The organism is Shouchella sp. JSM 1781072, from assembly GCF_041949915.1.
In the GTDB taxonomy this organism is placed as follows: Bacteria; Bacillota; Bacilli; order Bacillales; family Bacillaceae_D; genus Shouchella.
Genome location: NZ_JBHFQE010000001.1, coordinates 1,172,456 through 1,187,457, shown reverse-complemented (window position 1 = coordinate 1,187,457; position 15,002 = coordinate 1,172,456). Strand labels below are relative to the sequence as shown.

General features: G+C 39.5%; 15 protein-coding genes. 2 read left to right on the top strand and 13 right to left on the bottom strand.

What is annotated here, in order from left to right:
- Positions 1-625: 625 nt before the first annotated feature.
- Complete coding sequence (locus ACE1TH_RS06335; protein WP_375078558.1) at positions 626-772, top strand: hypothetical protein; 147 nt, start codon at positions 626-628, stop codon at positions 770-772.
- Between the two features lie 73 nt (positions 773-845).
- On the top strand, positions 846-1,730 hold the full coding sequence (locus ACE1TH_RS06330; RefSeq protein WP_375078557.1) for a serine hydrolase domain-containing protein: 885 nt from the start codon (positions 846-848) through the stop codon (positions 1,728-1,730).
- Between the two features lie 229 nt (positions 1,731-1,959).
- Here ACE1TH_RS06330 and ACE1TH_RS06325 read toward each other — a convergent pair whose 3' ends face one another.
- The 13 genes from ACE1TH_RS06325 to ACE1TH_RS06265 all read right to left on the bottom strand — a co-directional run bounded on the left by ACE1TH_RS06325 (position 1,960) and on the right by ACE1TH_RS06265 (position 14,992).
- Complete coding sequence (locus tag ACE1TH_RS06325) at positions 1,960-2,091, bottom strand: hypothetical protein (protein WP_375078556.1); 132 nt, start codon at positions 2,089-2,091, stop codon at positions 1,960-1,962.
- A 47-nt stretch (positions 2,092-2,138) separates the two neighbouring features.
- Positions 2,139-2,264 carry a hypothetical protein gene (locus ACE1TH_RS06320; protein WP_375078555.1) on the bottom strand — a complete coding sequence of 42 codons (126 nt, stop codon included), beginning with the start codon at positions 2,262-2,264 and terminating at the stop codon, positions 2,139-2,141.
- On the bottom strand, positions 2,261-3,349 hold the full coding sequence (locus tag ACE1TH_RS06315) for a response regulator aspartate phosphatase (protein WP_375078554.1): 1,089 nt from the start codon (positions 3,347-3,349) through the stop codon (positions 2,261-2,263). Before ACE1TH_RS06315 ends, ACE1TH_RS06320 begins: the two co-directional genes overlap by 4 nt.
- A 366-nt stretch (positions 3,350-3,715) precedes the next feature.
- Entirely contained in the window at positions 3,716-5,077 is a 1,362-nt protein-coding gene (locus ACE1TH_RS06310) for a PTS ascorbate transporter subunit IIC (protein WP_255225258.1), read from the bottom strand.
- A 20-nt stretch (positions 5,078-5,097) separates the two neighbouring features.
- On the bottom strand, positions 5,098-5,364 hold the full coding sequence (locus ACE1TH_RS06305; protein WP_099300730.1) for a PTS sugar transporter subunit IIB: 267 nt from the start codon (positions 5,362-5,364) through the stop codon (positions 5,098-5,100).
- Position 5,365: 1 nt separating this feature from the next.
- Positions 5,366-7,447 (bottom strand): BglG family transcription antiterminator, encoded by a 2,082-nt coding sequence (locus ACE1TH_RS06300; protein WP_255225259.1) that lies wholly within the window; start codon positions 7,445-7,447, stop codon positions 5,366-5,368.
- A 283-nt stretch (positions 7,448-7,730) separates the two neighbouring features.
- Positions 7,731-9,053 (bottom strand): TRAP transporter large permease, encoded by a 1,323-nt coding sequence (locus tag ACE1TH_RS06295; RefSeq protein ID WP_375078553.1) that lies wholly within the window; start codon positions 9,051-9,053, stop codon positions 7,731-7,733.
- A complete protein-coding gene (locus ACE1TH_RS06290) occupies positions 9,054-9,572 on the bottom strand; it encodes a TRAP transporter small permease (protein WP_176554224.1) in 519 nt (172 codons plus the stop codon).
- A complete protein-coding gene (locus ACE1TH_RS06285) occupies positions 9,569-10,600 on the bottom strand; it encodes a DctP family TRAP transporter solute-binding subunit (protein WP_375078552.1) in 1,032 nt (343 codons plus the stop codon). Before ACE1TH_RS06285 ends, ACE1TH_RS06290 begins: the two co-directional genes overlap by 4 nt.
- A 65-nt stretch (positions 10,601-10,665) precedes the next feature.
- The gene (locus ACE1TH_RS06280) at positions 10,666-12,051 is read right to left on the bottom strand and encodes an FAD-binding oxidoreductase (protein WP_375078551.1); all 1,386 of its coding nucleotides are present in this window, start codon (positions 12,049-12,051) and stop codon (positions 10,666-10,668) included.
- Complete coding sequence (locus ACE1TH_RS06275; RefSeq protein WP_099300736.1) at positions 12,039-12,368, bottom strand: Zn-ribbon domain-containing OB-fold protein; 330 nt, start codon at positions 12,366-12,368, stop codon at positions 12,039-12,041. Before ACE1TH_RS06275 ends, ACE1TH_RS06280 begins: the two co-directional genes overlap by 13 nt.
- A 3-nt stretch (positions 12,369-12,371) precedes the next feature.
- Positions 12,372-13,511 carry a thiolase C-terminal domain-containing protein gene (locus tag ACE1TH_RS06270; RefSeq protein WP_099300737.1) on the bottom strand — a complete coding sequence of 380 codons (1,140 nt, stop codon included), beginning with the start codon at positions 13,509-13,511 and terminating at the stop codon, positions 12,372-12,374.
- A complete protein-coding gene (locus tag ACE1TH_RS06265) occupies positions 13,508-14,992 on the bottom strand; it encodes a class I adenylate-forming enzyme family protein (protein ID WP_375078550.1) in 1,485 nt (494 codons plus the stop codon). Before ACE1TH_RS06265 ends, ACE1TH_RS06270 begins: the two co-directional genes overlap by 4 nt.
- Positions 14,993-15,002: the final 10 nt, after the last annotated feature.

Below are 15,002 nucleotides of genomic sequence, written 5' to 3'. Positions count from 1 at the left end.
GGAGTTATATTATTGTCACTTAGGCTTTCTAACAAACTAGAAATGTATGAAAAACTCATAAAGCCATTGAGATAATTCAATAAGATTGTGCTATAGCACAAAGAATCAATTTCAAATTGTAAACCATTACTTTCCATTAAGTTTGGAGTGAACTATATGATCGGTTTCTTGGAGGGCATATCAGCATTCAGTCATTTAGTGCTATTGTTTTGTTCATTTATTTTTTATAGGAGGCTTAAGAGAGCTAGACAGAAAAGGAAACTCACACGGTTCGAGAGTCTAATAATGGTTTTAATACTGTTTGGTGTGTTTTCTTGGTTTATTTCATTTGTTTTCTTGCTGTAAAGAAACAAAAAAAGTTTGTTTTTTGAAAATTAAGCAGAAATATATTTTGACACGAAGTTTATTATAATGAAACATACAAAAAGAGTGTTGTTTCTGGAGGCGATGAAATATGTACACCCCAGTAATAACTGATCGAAGTAAGCGTTTCGGAAACAACAGATGGTATTCATCTAGTCCTAAATTAAAAAGGAAGGTTTATTTGTTTAGTGCTTTGGAATATGAACACTCTATGAATATAAGAGTAATCCATAATGGATTTCAATGACTGCTTTTTACAAGGATGAAATCAACGGAAGAGTTATGGCTTGGGAGGAGGCAAATGAGAAAAGACTTAAAAATAGAAGGGATTCGTCATTTACAAAAATGCAATCTTGATTACATAAAGATTCTCGTTGAAAAAATTGAATCTGCATTAAAACTTTTGTAAATCTATTGGCTTTAAAACTAAGAAAAAAGAAAAAAGCTATTGGGTAAATATATAAGGGAGGAATCTCAGGCGAGTGAAATCTTTAACCGATTTTGAAAAAATAATAAAAAAAGATAAAATTGATAGTGTCCTTGTACAGAAGAATAATACCATGATTTTTGAGTATTATCGAAACCAAAAGATGAAAGAAAAAAAACATAAAATATATTCTGTTACAAAAAGCATCCTATCCGCACTGATTGGAATTGCGATTGACAAAAAGTTTATCGAAAATATTAATACCCCAATAATTCATTACTTTCCGGAATTTAATAAAGGTAAAGAAAATGAGAGAATTACAATTAAGCATCTTCTAACAATGACTACAGGACTACACTGGCCTGGTAATAATGGTATGATACCGAGTAAAAATTGGGTCAAATTTGTACTGCAGCAGGACATTAAATATCCTCCTGGAAATGAAATGGTTTACAGTTGTGGTTCTTCACAGTTGCTAAGTGCGATTTTACAAAAGGCTACAGGATTAAATACTGAAGACTTTGCTAAAAAGTATTTATTTACACCTCTAGGAATAACAGATTACAAGTGGAACCGAGATGCTCAAGGGATAGCTATCGGTGGATTCGGATTAACAATGAAAACGGCTGATATGTTAAAAATCGGTACGCTATATTTAAACAATGGAGTATGGAAATTGAAACAAATCGTGCCATATCGTTGGATTGAGGAATCTACAAGTTCAAAGATCAAGACTGATGATCATTATTCATACGCATATCATTGGTGGAACATAACATCCGACAATCAAGTAGGTAGAATTTTTTTGGCGATTGGACATGAAGGCCAGTATATTATTGTCGCACCTGAGTATCAATTGGTAACGGTTTTTACAAGTAGTTTTAAAGATGGTGCAACAAGACCTTTGCAATATTTTAAGGACTATCTATTAGACCCTTAGAAGGGTAAACGAGAAATCAATCAAAGTTTATAAAAACTTTCGTGTATCATTTGTATATAGTTTTTTGTTCTTGAACACAAACACAGTAGCGGGAAAAGAATTTAATTTATAAGTTTACATAATATACATTACAGGAACATAAATAAAAACAAGAAGATCCGTCTCAATATCTAAGAATACTTAAAGTTTTGAGACGGAATTTAATTTCACAAAAATTCACTAGATACTCCTAAACATAAATATCAGTTTTACCGTTTGTTTCAATCGTTGTGTTGTCACTTAAACTTGCATTCATATTCATCGAGATCGGTGTCACTGTTAATAAAGTAATCGTAAATAGTGCAATCAAATACTTCTTCATTGTTGACCATCTCCAATCGAATTTTAACATTGGTTATGTCTTAAATGCTATGATTGGCCAATATCAGTTTTCCCTCTTGTTTGAATGGGATCTTCAGCATCCGCAAAATTTGTTGATAAAGTTGATAGAGATAACGCTAAGACTGTCATAATTAGAAAAACTCTTTTTTTCATACTTGATCATCTCCTAATAAAGTTTGATTGATTTTTCCTTGGTATGCAGATTTGAAGTATTTAATTATATTCTTATTATCACCTTTTTCTTCGTAGATTTCAATCAATTCTTCTGATAATTCACATACTTCAAAGTGTAAACCAGCTTTGTTTAATTGCTGTATAGCATTATCAACCATTTTTTGGTCATTGCATACGTATGTACCCTCAATGAATTGACATCTTACTTTAAATTCTAATTCATTATAGTAATTTGCAGAAGCTTTTGCTCCTTTTAATATTTTTTGAGCTTCTTCATGTTTATTTAACTTAAATAGTGTATGCGCAAGTTCTGTCCTTGACCTCATACCAAAGATAGAATCGTTATATTCTTCAAGATCTAACGATTTCTCAAAAAAACTAACTGCAGAATCGTATTTCTTCTGACTGAACATACTTAAGCCTAGTGTACGTAGAATAATTCCGGAATATAGAGGGAATGTACACTCTTGTAGAGCTTCATTTAAAATATCTTCAGCCTTATCATATTCCTTTAATTCAGAATAAATTGCTCCTAATACTTGTTTACTATTCAAATACTTCTTAGGAAAATTAAGTCTTCTAAAGCCGGTTTCTGCTTGTTCAAGATAACTTGTCGCCAGTAAATATTGATTTATACGATAATAAGCGATTCCCATGTACATATAAAATTCATACTCTTCTGTTTTATCATCCACGAATTCTAGCATTCGTTCGGCTTTTCGAAAAAGCTTAACAGCAGAACGATACCTCTGATTGTTATATTCATTTTGTCCACTCACAAAGTAGTATAAATACTTCAGATACTGATCCATGTCTTTTTCAACATGATTTAATTCCTCTTCCAACGATATACTGCGATTATCTCCATCCATCATATTATCGTGCCTATATGCAACTAAAGAATAGTACGCCAATATCTTGTCATCTTCCTCCATTCTTTTTAGCATTTGTTCGACTTCGTGTTTAAGTAAAGTCGCCTCTTCATAGGAACTGGAAAGAATACAGCTATACCATTCTACAATTTTTGCCCCCACTTTTGCCGAGGGAATTTTTTTTGTACACACAATCACCTACTTTTTTGATTTTTCTAATATAGGATAATATTACCATAAGATTAACAAGTTGTGTCGAATTATCTATATTTCCCAACCTGAACATAAATGTTGGGAAATACTGATGCAAAGGCAAAAAAAGAACAATTAAGCAAATAGTTTAAACTTAATTGTTTTGTATCATGTTGTAATTCTATACCTTTTGTACGAATCAAGGTTAATGTCTTCCCTTCTAACTTTCCATCTATCTCTATATCTACGAAGTCCGACAGCTGAAGTCAATCAAATGTAATTGCACACGTGTATTGATAAAGAAACCAGATTCATACTGAACCTGGCCTTCATATGTCATGTATTTAACTTACTTACGATGTTTCTTTATGAGTGATTTGAATCAGCAGGTTCTTTTCTCGTCTTAATACCGATAAAGAAGAACAAAGCAAGCAGCGCAAGGATTATGAGCGCAAAGATGATAGTTGAATTAATTTGCTGGCTCAGTAAGCCAAGTGCGATCCCAATCACCCCGAAGTCCGAATCCCCAAATGTGGTACTTTGGAAGCCAAGGTCGCCTAGTACTGGTAAGAGAAGAGCTGGTAGGAAACTAATGAATACGCCATTCACCATTGCACCAATAATGGCCCCTCTTCTGCCTCCTGTCGCATTTCCAAATACGCCTGCTGCTGCACCGGTAAAGAAATGTGGAACAAGACCAGGTACAATTACCGCTAACCCAAATAGTGGAAGGAACATCATGCTTATTAATCCAGCAGCAAAGCTGAATAGAAAGCCAATGATGACCGCATTGTTGGCAAACGGGAAAACCGCTGGTGCATCAAGAGCTGGCTTCGCATTTGGAACAATTCTATCTGCGATGCCTTTAAAGGCTGGAACGATTTCACCAAGCAACATTCTTACACCGGTTAAAATAATGTAGACACCGGCTGCGAAGGTTAGACCTTGCATAAGTGAGAAAACTAAGAAATTCTGGCCATCACTTAATTGGGTTTCAATAAAGCTACTTCCTGTAAAGAAGGCGACCACTAAGAATAAGATAACCATAGTTAAGGAAACAGCAACAGTGGTATCTCGTAAAAAGCCAAGTGATTTTGGTACTGTAATTTCTTCTGTAGATTTCTCTTTATTTCCAACCCATTTTCCAATAGTTGCAGAAGCATAGTACCCGAATGAACCAAAATGACCAACTGCAATGTCGTCAGATCCTGTGATTTCACGAGTAAACGGCTGAAGCATCGCTGGAAGTAAGACCATTAATGACCCTAGGATAATGGCCCCAAGTGCTACTAATGGAACGCCAGACATTCCAGCTGTTGTTAAAATAACCGCTATGAGGCACGCCATAAACATAATATGGTGCCCTGTTAAAAAGATATATTTAAATGGCGTAATACGAGCAAATAGAATGTTTGCCACCATCCCAAAAAGCATAATCATGGCTGTTTCGGTTCCAAACGCATCTTGGGCGATGGCAACAATGACTTCATTATTAGGAATGACACCGTTTACATTGAAAGCGTGGTTGAACATGGCGCTAAATTGGTCAAGTGATTGAGTAATGACCATAGCACCGGCTCCTAAAATAACAAAGCCGAGTACGGTTTTTAACGTCCCAGACACCACATCAGCCACTGCTTTGCGTTGGGCGAGCAAGCCGATGAGTGCAAAAAGACCAACCAGTAATTCTGGTGTACCTAAGAGATCGTTCATGATGAAATCAATCATTGTGATGGACCCCCTTTCTGTTATACGTGTTGGTCAAGAGCTGCACGCAATTCATTCTTGTCTAAAAGATTTTTCAGGCCTACTACATGACGAGACCCATCTTGTAAATTCGAAACAATGTCTTCAGATCCAATATACAAATCTGCTTGCTCAGTTTTCGCTGTCGTCAAATCTGTATGTGAAACATCAGCTTCCTTTTGCAAGTCTTTCAAGATTTGCTTGGCGTTCATCTCCACAATCATAGAACTTCCTAAACCATTTCCACATACTACTAATACTTTTTTCATTTTAATTTCCTCCTTCATTCTTCTGGTGAAGAACGATTTCAATGTCTTCGGCTGTTGAGCTTTCTAAAATACGGTTTACATTTTTTTTATCAGAGAGAAGCTCTGATAATTGCGATAGTGCTTTTAAATGAGTCTCATTATCGATCGCAGCTAATACGATAATTAATCGTGCGTCATGTTTGGCTTCATTTGAAAACGGGACCGCCTCATTGACCTTCAACATACTAATGCCTAACTTTTTCACGCCCTCTTCAGGCCTAGCGTGAGGCATGGCAATGAGTGGCGCAATGACAATGTATGGACCGTTTGTCATGACGTTTCTAATCATCGCATCGATATAAGAGTCATCGATGTGTTCTTTTTTCAAAAGCGGTTGAGCGGCTGCAGAAATAGCATCTTGCCAAGACGAAACCTTTTGCTGAACCGCAATCATACTTTTATCTAATAGTTCATGTAACAATGGTTTGTACACCTCAAATCTAATACTCGTTGGGCGAAAGTACGGTTCTAATTTACGAGTTAATTCTTCCTTTTGTTGAATGTCGGTATATTGTTCAATAATTTGCATGACACTCTCAAAATCAGAACGCTTCAACCGCGCCGGATCCATAAATTGTTGCAACTCTCGAAAGATGGTCGCCTTTTCTGATTCTCCTAAAATGGCTGGTACATAGATAACCGGAATAGTCGATTGACTGATGTAGGTCGTCGAAAAAGCAATATCTACGTTAGGTTCATACGATTTAAACGACCGCACCGGGATGTAATTCAAAAACTCAACTTCCGGCAATAACCCCTCGAGCTGTGAAAAAAGCATTGACGAAGCCGCAATCCCGTTCTCGCAAATGACGACCGCTTTATAGGCTTTGTGGCGCTTCTCTCTTTTCTTATTAATCCACCCACCAAAGTGCATGGCGATAAGAGCAATTTCTTCTCTTGGGATCTCGACGTTTACGTATTGTTGCAGTGGCTGTAACGCTTGTTCCGTTAATGTATACACTTCTTTTAACTGTTGTTCAATAAAGGGTAAATACCGGTTACTTAATGTTTGGTCATATTTTAATCGATAATAGGCTGGTTTAATGTGAGCAACTAAATTCTTGTATAAACGGTCTTTGTCTTGAAAATTCACGCCACTGTTGTACTCAAACTGGGCAATGATGTCTTTGGTGATTTGCGAAATGTCCGTTTGTTCAGTTTGATTAAGACGCGTGGATGCATCTGTTACACGAGAACTTAGTATGCGAATAACAAGCAAAAAGCACTCGGAATGTGATAACAACCGAAACCCTTTACGCTGTAGGCGAGCACTTAATTCTGTCACAGCTTTAAAAGCAGGGCTTTGAATCAAAACATCTTGTTCAGCTTGTTCAATCCATAGTTCATGTAGCGGACGTTGATAAATGAACAAGAGTGTAAGCCCCAAGGCGAGGCGTACTTGCTGGTTAAATGTAATCGCTAAAGCCATTTCAAGCTTTTTAATCTCCTTCTGTAAAACCACTTCTACATGCTCTGTGGTCGAATGGACTTGATGAAAGAGCATCTTTCTCACTTCATCAAAAGCATCATCTGTCACTGTTTGAAGGATTTGTTGAATCTTTTGCCACAGCGCATACTCACTACCAGTTAACTGATATCCTTTTTGTTTGTCGTACGTAAGCAAGATGCCATCCTTTTGGAGTTGCTCAGAAAGTGACGCAAGGTCTTTAAAAATTGTCCCTCGACTCACTTGAACGATGTCCATCAATTGTTTTGAAGAAACAAACGACTGTTGAAGGAACAAATGCGCTAAAAGAACATAATGTCGTTCTTCCTGACTCAAGCGATAGGCCCATTGGTCTTTTAACGAAATTAATGTGGATAATCGTTCTTTTGTTGCATGCTCTAAAAATAATCCTTCTCCATATTTCCGTTGAATGGCTGGAACGTGATTTTCAATGAGCCAATGGTCCACTTCATTTAAATCATGGTATAGCGTACGTTTTGACACACCGAGATTCTCCGCTAACTCGACCGGGTGAATCGGTGACGTTAATGAGTGAAGATAAGATAGAATGGCGATTCTTCTTTGATCTAAAACCACAAAGGTCGCTCCTTACAAAATTCAATTTTGCACATTATCTCAAAGCCATATCTGGAGTATATACGCAATTGTTAAAGGTGTTAATAGCTTTGATTATGCAATAAACGTACAATTCAATTTTGAAAAAGTATACGCTGATGAAGAAAAATTATGCAACAATCGAGAGTAGAATCATTGAAACTAAAAAAAGAATAACGTTAAAACGTTACTCTTTTCTGGGTTTTGATCGATATCGGGCTTACCCTCTTTTACGTTCAACACGTGCGCACCCGCTCTTACTATCTTACACACCTAATAAATTTGGTAATGTATTTGAAATCGCTGGAAAGTACATAACAAGAAGTAAGACAAGAATACTTGCAATCAAATAAGGTCCTATTCCTCGAACGATACTTTCTGACGAGACCCCTGAGATGCCACTAGCGACAAAGAGATTCAATCCGACCGGTGGAGTAAATAGACCGATGGCTAAACCAACTGTCATCATCACTCCAATGGTCGTGGGATCTACTCCTACCTCTAATAAAACTGGCATGAGTAAAGGAATAAAGATATAAAAAGCTGATATGGTGTCAATAAAAGCACCTACGATGAGCAAGATAACGGCCACAAGTAGCAACAGAATGAGAGGGTTCGTAGTGAGCTGTAAGATCGTTGAAGTCAGGCTGGCTGCAATTTTTTGTGTTGTGATAATGTAAGAAAAGAGAGAGGCAACCCCAATAATGAGCATGATGACTGCTGACTGAACTGACGCATCTACCAATATCTTTGGAATATGCTGGAACTTTAATTCTCTATAGAAGAAAAAACCAACCACAAGGGAATAAAATACTGCTACAACAGCCGCTTCGGTGGGAGTGAAAATTCCTGAATAGATCCCTCCTAATATAATGACGGGAATCAATAGACCTAATGAAGCTTTAAGAAATGCTTTTAACACCTCGACACCGCGGGCTTTCTCAACGGTAATGGCAATTTCTTCATTTTCACGCTGTAATTGTTGGTTTTTTTTATTAACGATCATGCTTGCAATTAAAAGGCTTAGGGCAAGGAGAATCCCGGGAACAATCCCTGCAATAAACAAACGTCCAATTGATATACTGATAAAGTCACTGGCAATCACGCCAAATACAATAAAGGCAATACTTGGTGGTAAAATGATACCTAGTGAACCTGAGCTTGCTACTAATGCAGAGGCAGAATGGGCTTTAAAACCATTCTTCACGAGGGCAGGAATTAGGATGGCACCCATAGCGGCAACTGTAGCCGGTCCTGATCCGGATATGGCAGAAAAGAAAAAGGCAGCAACGATTGTGACAATCACGATGCCATTTTTCCGGTGACCGAAAGCCAAGTAAGCAAAATCAATGAGACGATTGGAAATCCCTGAATACCCCATAATGACCCCAGCTAAAACAAAAAAAGGAATGGCCAACAAGGTAAATGAGGAGATTGATGAATACATGATACTGGGAAGCAGTCCTAGCGAAGACCAGCCTGAATCTAGTAGCAGTACAATGATAGCTGCGATTCCCAATGAAAAGGCTACGGGCAGATTGATAAAAATCAAGAGGAAAAAGACCGCGAACATGATGGCCGTTAACATTTATACTTTCGCCTCCTTCGATTCATTATCCGAATTCGAATCAATGCTGCGCGCACCTTTTGTACGCTTTTTTAAACGATGAATCATCATTTCAAAGGTACGAATGATACAGAATAGCGATCCTATCGGGATGGCTAGCGTAAATAACGATTGAGGAATGGATAAAGCAGGTGTCACCCTTCCCCGTTCCCATTGACTAAGAGCGAGTTCTAACCCAAAGACAAATGTTAAGCTCAAAAAAGTTAGCATCAAAAGGCTCGTGACTAAAATGAGGCCGCGCTGGACTTCAGGTTTAAATTTATCGAAGAAATATTGAAATCCAAAATGAGCTTGGCGTTTAATGGCAATGGATGCGCCAACAAAGGTACTTAACACGAACAGGTTAATCGTTATTTCTTCAGCGAATGCAAAGGATGTATCAAATAAATAACGGGAAAGTACGTTTGCAAATGTTATGAGGGCCATTCCAGCTAAAGAGAACATAACGATGGCATGCTCTAAATACGTTAAGATCCTCATTGTGCGTCCTCCTCGCTCCCATTGGCTTCTTGTAAAAAGGTTTCTAAGTTTTTCGCACCCCATACGTCACGAAAATCGTCATATACTTGCTGAGAACTTTCTCGAAATTGTCCAATTTCGTCATCGGTTGGATAATAAATGTCCGTGCCCTTCTCTTCTAGTTCTGTCAATTGTGCTTGTTCTTTTTCTCTAGTCCGGTTAATTTGATAGGCATTTGCCTCCGCAGCAACTTTTTTTATGAGTGCTTGGTCCTCAGGTGGTAAAGAATCAAATAGCTCTTTATTCATGCCGAACACGAGCGCATCATACACATAGTTCCACATCGTCATGTATTGTTGTACTTCTATTAAGCCTGCCGAATAAGTAACATCCACGGGGTTCTCTTGCCCGTCAATGGTTCCTTGTTGCAGTGCGGTATAGACTTCGGAAAAAGCCATTGTGATCGGATCCGCTTCTTGAGTACGATACAAGTTCGTGAAAACACCCATACTAGGAACTCGAATTTTAAGATGATCCAGGTCCTCAGGACTTGTGATCGCACGTGTATCATTGGTAATTTGACGAAACCCACTTTCACCAAACCCAAGAGGTTCAACGCCCCTCTCTCGTAACATTTCATTAATAATCTTTCCGCTTTGTCCTTGTAACACGCGCTCTGCGTCATCAAAGTCATTAATTAAAAAAGGAGCACTTAAGACGCCGAATCGTGGGTCAATGCCCGCATAAATAATGCTTGAGTTGTAGGAAAAATCTTTCAAGCCATCCATAAGTTGTTCAACGCCTGCCTCAGGATTCCCAGCAGACAGTTGTTCATTGGTATACACATCAACAAGGAAGCGACCGTTACTTTGTTCTTTCAAGTCTTCGGCAAACTTTATGGCCCCTTCATACCAGGTTGAGCCTGGCCCTACGGTTACGCTCATCTTCCACTCATAAACCTCTTCCTGTGTTGTGGCATGACTGCTGCAGCCAGCCACTCCTATGATCGAAAGCAAAAGCAGGCATAGTTGTACATATGGTTTAGCCATGTCGCCCTCCTTTTAATTAAAGCGCTTACATTTTTTGGTTGGTTTCATGACGTCCTTCACAGACGTCATGATATAAAAATGTTTTTATTGGGGTTAAACAGATTCGTTGGGTCAAGTGCGCGCTTGATCGCTTTCATTACGTGAAGCGCATCGCCATGTTCTTTTTCTAAATACTTTACTTTGCCTATTCCAATGCCATGTTCGCCAGTACATGTGCCTCCTTTTGCTAGTGCAAAACGGACGATGGTTTCGTTGTAGGATGCTACGTTCTCAAGTTCTTCTTTATCTAGGGGGTCTACTAATAACAAGGCATGAAAATTTCCGTCTCCGACATGACCGACAATACCAGCCTCTATACGTTGTTCCAATGCCGTGTCTCGTGCATGGGAAACAGCTTCAGCGAGAGCAGAAATAGGGACGCATACATCGGTTACCATCAGTTTTTTCTTAGGTTCACTATGTGTAAAGGCATAGGCCAAATTATGGCGCGCATGCCAGAGTTCTTGGCGTTCTGCATTGCTTTGAGCTACGTGAAACTGACTCGCGTGATAATCTTGCATGATGCTCTCGCAAAAAGATAGATCATGATGAATGGAGGAAGCATTCCCATGAAATTCTAGAAACAATGTTGGTTTTAATGGGTATCCAGTGTCATTGTGCTGATTAATTTTTTCCATGGAGTACGCATCAATCAATTCAATACGAGCTATGGGAATCCCTGATTGTAAAACGGCTGAAACAGAAGATACCGCATCATGGATAGACGGAAATTGCACACGACCGGCTATTATTTTTTCAGGAATGCCATACACTTTAATCGTGATTTCGGTGTAACAGCCGAGTGTGCCCTCTGCTCCAACAAATAAGTTGTTTAAATCGTAGCCAGAAGAAGATTTGGCAGCGCGGTTTCCACTATGAATGATTGTTCCGTTCGCCAGCACAATTTCCAAATCACGAACCTGGTCCCTCATCACTCCATACTTAACAGAGTTCGTCCCACTTGCATTGGTGGCCACCATACCGCCTATAGTGGCATTGGCTCCAGGATCTACGGAAAAGAAAAGGCCGTATTTTTTCAGCTCTTTATTTAGTTGATCTCGGGTGACACCTGGTTGTACAGTCACTAACAGATCCTTTTCATCAATTGCTAACACGCCATTCATGAGACTAAAATCAATAACAATGCCTTTTTCGTAAGGAATGACATGCCCTTCTAAACTTGTACCCAAGCCATAGGGATATATTTTTTCATTATAAGCTGCGGCAAGGTGAACGATGGTGGCGACGTCTTCTGTTGATGATGGATAGACGACGATATCTGGCATAGCTGATTGGTGATAAGATTCATCGCTACTATGGAGTGAGCGCTGTGACTCACTAACGTATACTTGATCGTGGTTTAGTTTCGACCGCAATTCTTGCACAATGGGAGAAGGTTTTACAGTTGACATGGAACGTCCTCCTTTGTGGCAAGGTAAGCGCCTTCTACTTGTTGAATGATTTTGACGATGTCTCCTATTTGAATCTGTTGATCGGTACAACGGACGGACAAACGTGTATGGTCCCGTATATCAATGAGTGCAATAACATATGGAGAGAGTGATTGATAGGCATCAGGCGCTGCATGAATGGTTGTATGCGAATAGACTGTACCCTTCCCTTCTACAAACGTTTCCGTAAACTCCTCGCTTAAGCAACGTGAACAATAGATTTTTTCTTCAAGCCAGCAATGTTTGCAATGTTGGCATGTATAGAGCGGAATTTCCATGTTTTATGCACCTTCCTTTTTAAATAAATGAACGAGTGAATACGCTCCGGTACCGCCTAGATTTTGAGCCATCCCAACTCGAGCATGTTCCACCTGGTTCGGTGCGGTTCCCCTTAATTGCTCAACGATATGAACGATTTGTGCGATCCCGGTCGCGCCAATGGGATGCCCTTTTGATAATAGTCCTCCACTCGTATTGACAGGTATATCACCACCGTGGTTCGTTAATTTTTTTTCAACCGCCTCAAAGCCCGTACCTCTTTCGAAGAAACCTAATTCTTCAATGGCAATGATCTCTGTCATGGAAAAACAGTCATGTAACTCCAAAACATCAACATCGTTTGGTCCCATAGCTGCTTGTGAATAGGCTTGTTTTGCTGCTTCTTCAGTGGCTGGAATACGGGTTAAATCGTCAACTTCTTGCATGATTGGTGTACCAGATGCCTGCCCTGAAGCGATGACTTCTACTCCTTCTCTTGCTACATTCTGAACAACAACAGCTGCGGCCCCATCGGATATCGGAGAGCAATCAAACAAACCAAGAGGGTCAGTAATCATGCGTGCTGAAAGAATCTCTTCTAGTGACGTGGCTGCTTGAAACTGCGACAACGGGTTTTGCCTCGCATAGTTTCTGTTCTTAAAAGCAACCATGGCTAAATGAGACTTCGTGGCTCCATATTCATACATGTAGCGATTGGCGACTACACCAAAATAACCTGGAAACGTCAAGCCGGTTTTTGATTCCATGCTACTGTTATCCATCGCATGATTAACAGCCGATATGACGTGATTTGTTTGAATGTGGGTCATCTTTTCGCCACCAACCACAAGCACAGAGTTGTATGCACCGGCTTTTAACAATTGATAAGCTTGGCGAAAGGCAATTCCGCCTGATGCGCATGCTCCTTCAGTTTTCATGGATGGAATGTGTCCGAGCCCGAGTTCGGTTACGAGAATGCTGCCTAAAATCTCTTGTTGTGCTAAAGGTCCCCCCATAAAGTTTCCGACGATGATTGCGTCTACTTTGGGTCTACCTGCATCGATTAAAGCTTGTCGAGACGCTTTTAACAGTAACGTCTTGAGTGAATCGTTGCTTTTTCCAAAACGGGTCATGCCAACTCCTGTTACGGCTACTCTGCTCATCGTCTCACCTTTTCGCTATACAAATTTTTAAGTTCTCGTCTTAATATTTTTCCATAAGGACTCTTTGGAAGAGCCGTCACAATCTCAATATGGGCGGGTTTTTTATAGCTCGCAACATGTTCCTTACAGTGTGAAATTAATTGAGCAGCGTCAGTGGTAAATCCATGCTTTAAGACGACATGAGCGTAAGTGGTTTCACCCCATTTATCATCAGGAACACCAAACACACAGACTTCTTTTACCCCTTCATGTTCGTTCAAGGCTTCCTCAACTTCTCTAGGGTAAATGTTCATCCCTCCGCTTATAATGACATCATTTTTCCGATCAATCAGGTGAAGATAACCACGCTCATCTGTCCATCCTAAATCACCAGTAAAAAACCAGCCGTCCTTTATCGCGTCTCTCGTCGCTTCTTCATTCTCCCAGTATCCATCCATGACCAAAGGACCTTTACAGGTTACTTCCCCAACTTCTCCTTGAGGTACTTCAACACCTGCTTCATCTCGAATCACCATGTCTACCATTGGGCCAACTGCCCCACATGAGGACATATGTTGTGGCAATTTATTTTTTGGCATAATCGTTATGGCCATTGGGGCTTCAACCAATCCGTAAGTTTCCGCAAAAATCGGACCAAGTTGTTGAAGAGCCTCCTGCAATTTCTCAGAAGCAATAGGCGCTCCCGCCATATTAATGCTTTTCAAGAATTTTAATTTCTTAGGATTAAATCCTTCTTCTTGAACCATTAAATTGACGATTGTTGGAACCATGAAAATAGTGGTTACTCGTTGCTGTTCCAGTTGATGCGGTGTGCGTTCAGAATCAAATTTGTCAAAAATGACTTGTTTAAGGCCAAAAAAGAGTGCGCATTGAGCGAGAAAGTTGCTTCCGTGCGTTAACGGCGCGACGTGACCAATAATATCGTCATAACCGATCTCACAAGCCATCATAAGGGATTGTGCCGATGCAATAATCGCTCGGTGTGACAAGACAGCGCCCTTTGGTCTTCCTGTTGTGCCTGACGTGTACATAATTGCAAATGGATCACGCTCTGATAACGAAATATTCGGGTATTTTATGTCGTATTTAGATATAAAGTCTTTGTAATCTTCTTCAAGCGTTATCGTCACAATGCTAGACTCAACCACATCCGTTAACGCTTTTTCTCCTATTAGTACAGATGCCTTGGAGTGTTGCAAAATGAAATCTATTTCTTTTGGATGTAATTTGATATTAATAGGAACTTTCACGAAACCACCAATCGCGACAGCTAGGTCCATGACAATATGTTCCACACGGTTAGAAGCAAGTATAGCAATCCGATCCCCTTTTTGAAGTCCTTTTGCTGTAAGTGCAGATGTGAGACGACACGATTCTTCTTTTAATGCTTGATAAGTCATACGACGACGCTCATCAACAAGGGCAATTTTTTCTGCATGCTGCATAAAAGCCTTTTTAGCTAAACTAGAAAGCGTTATCATTTTATCCTCC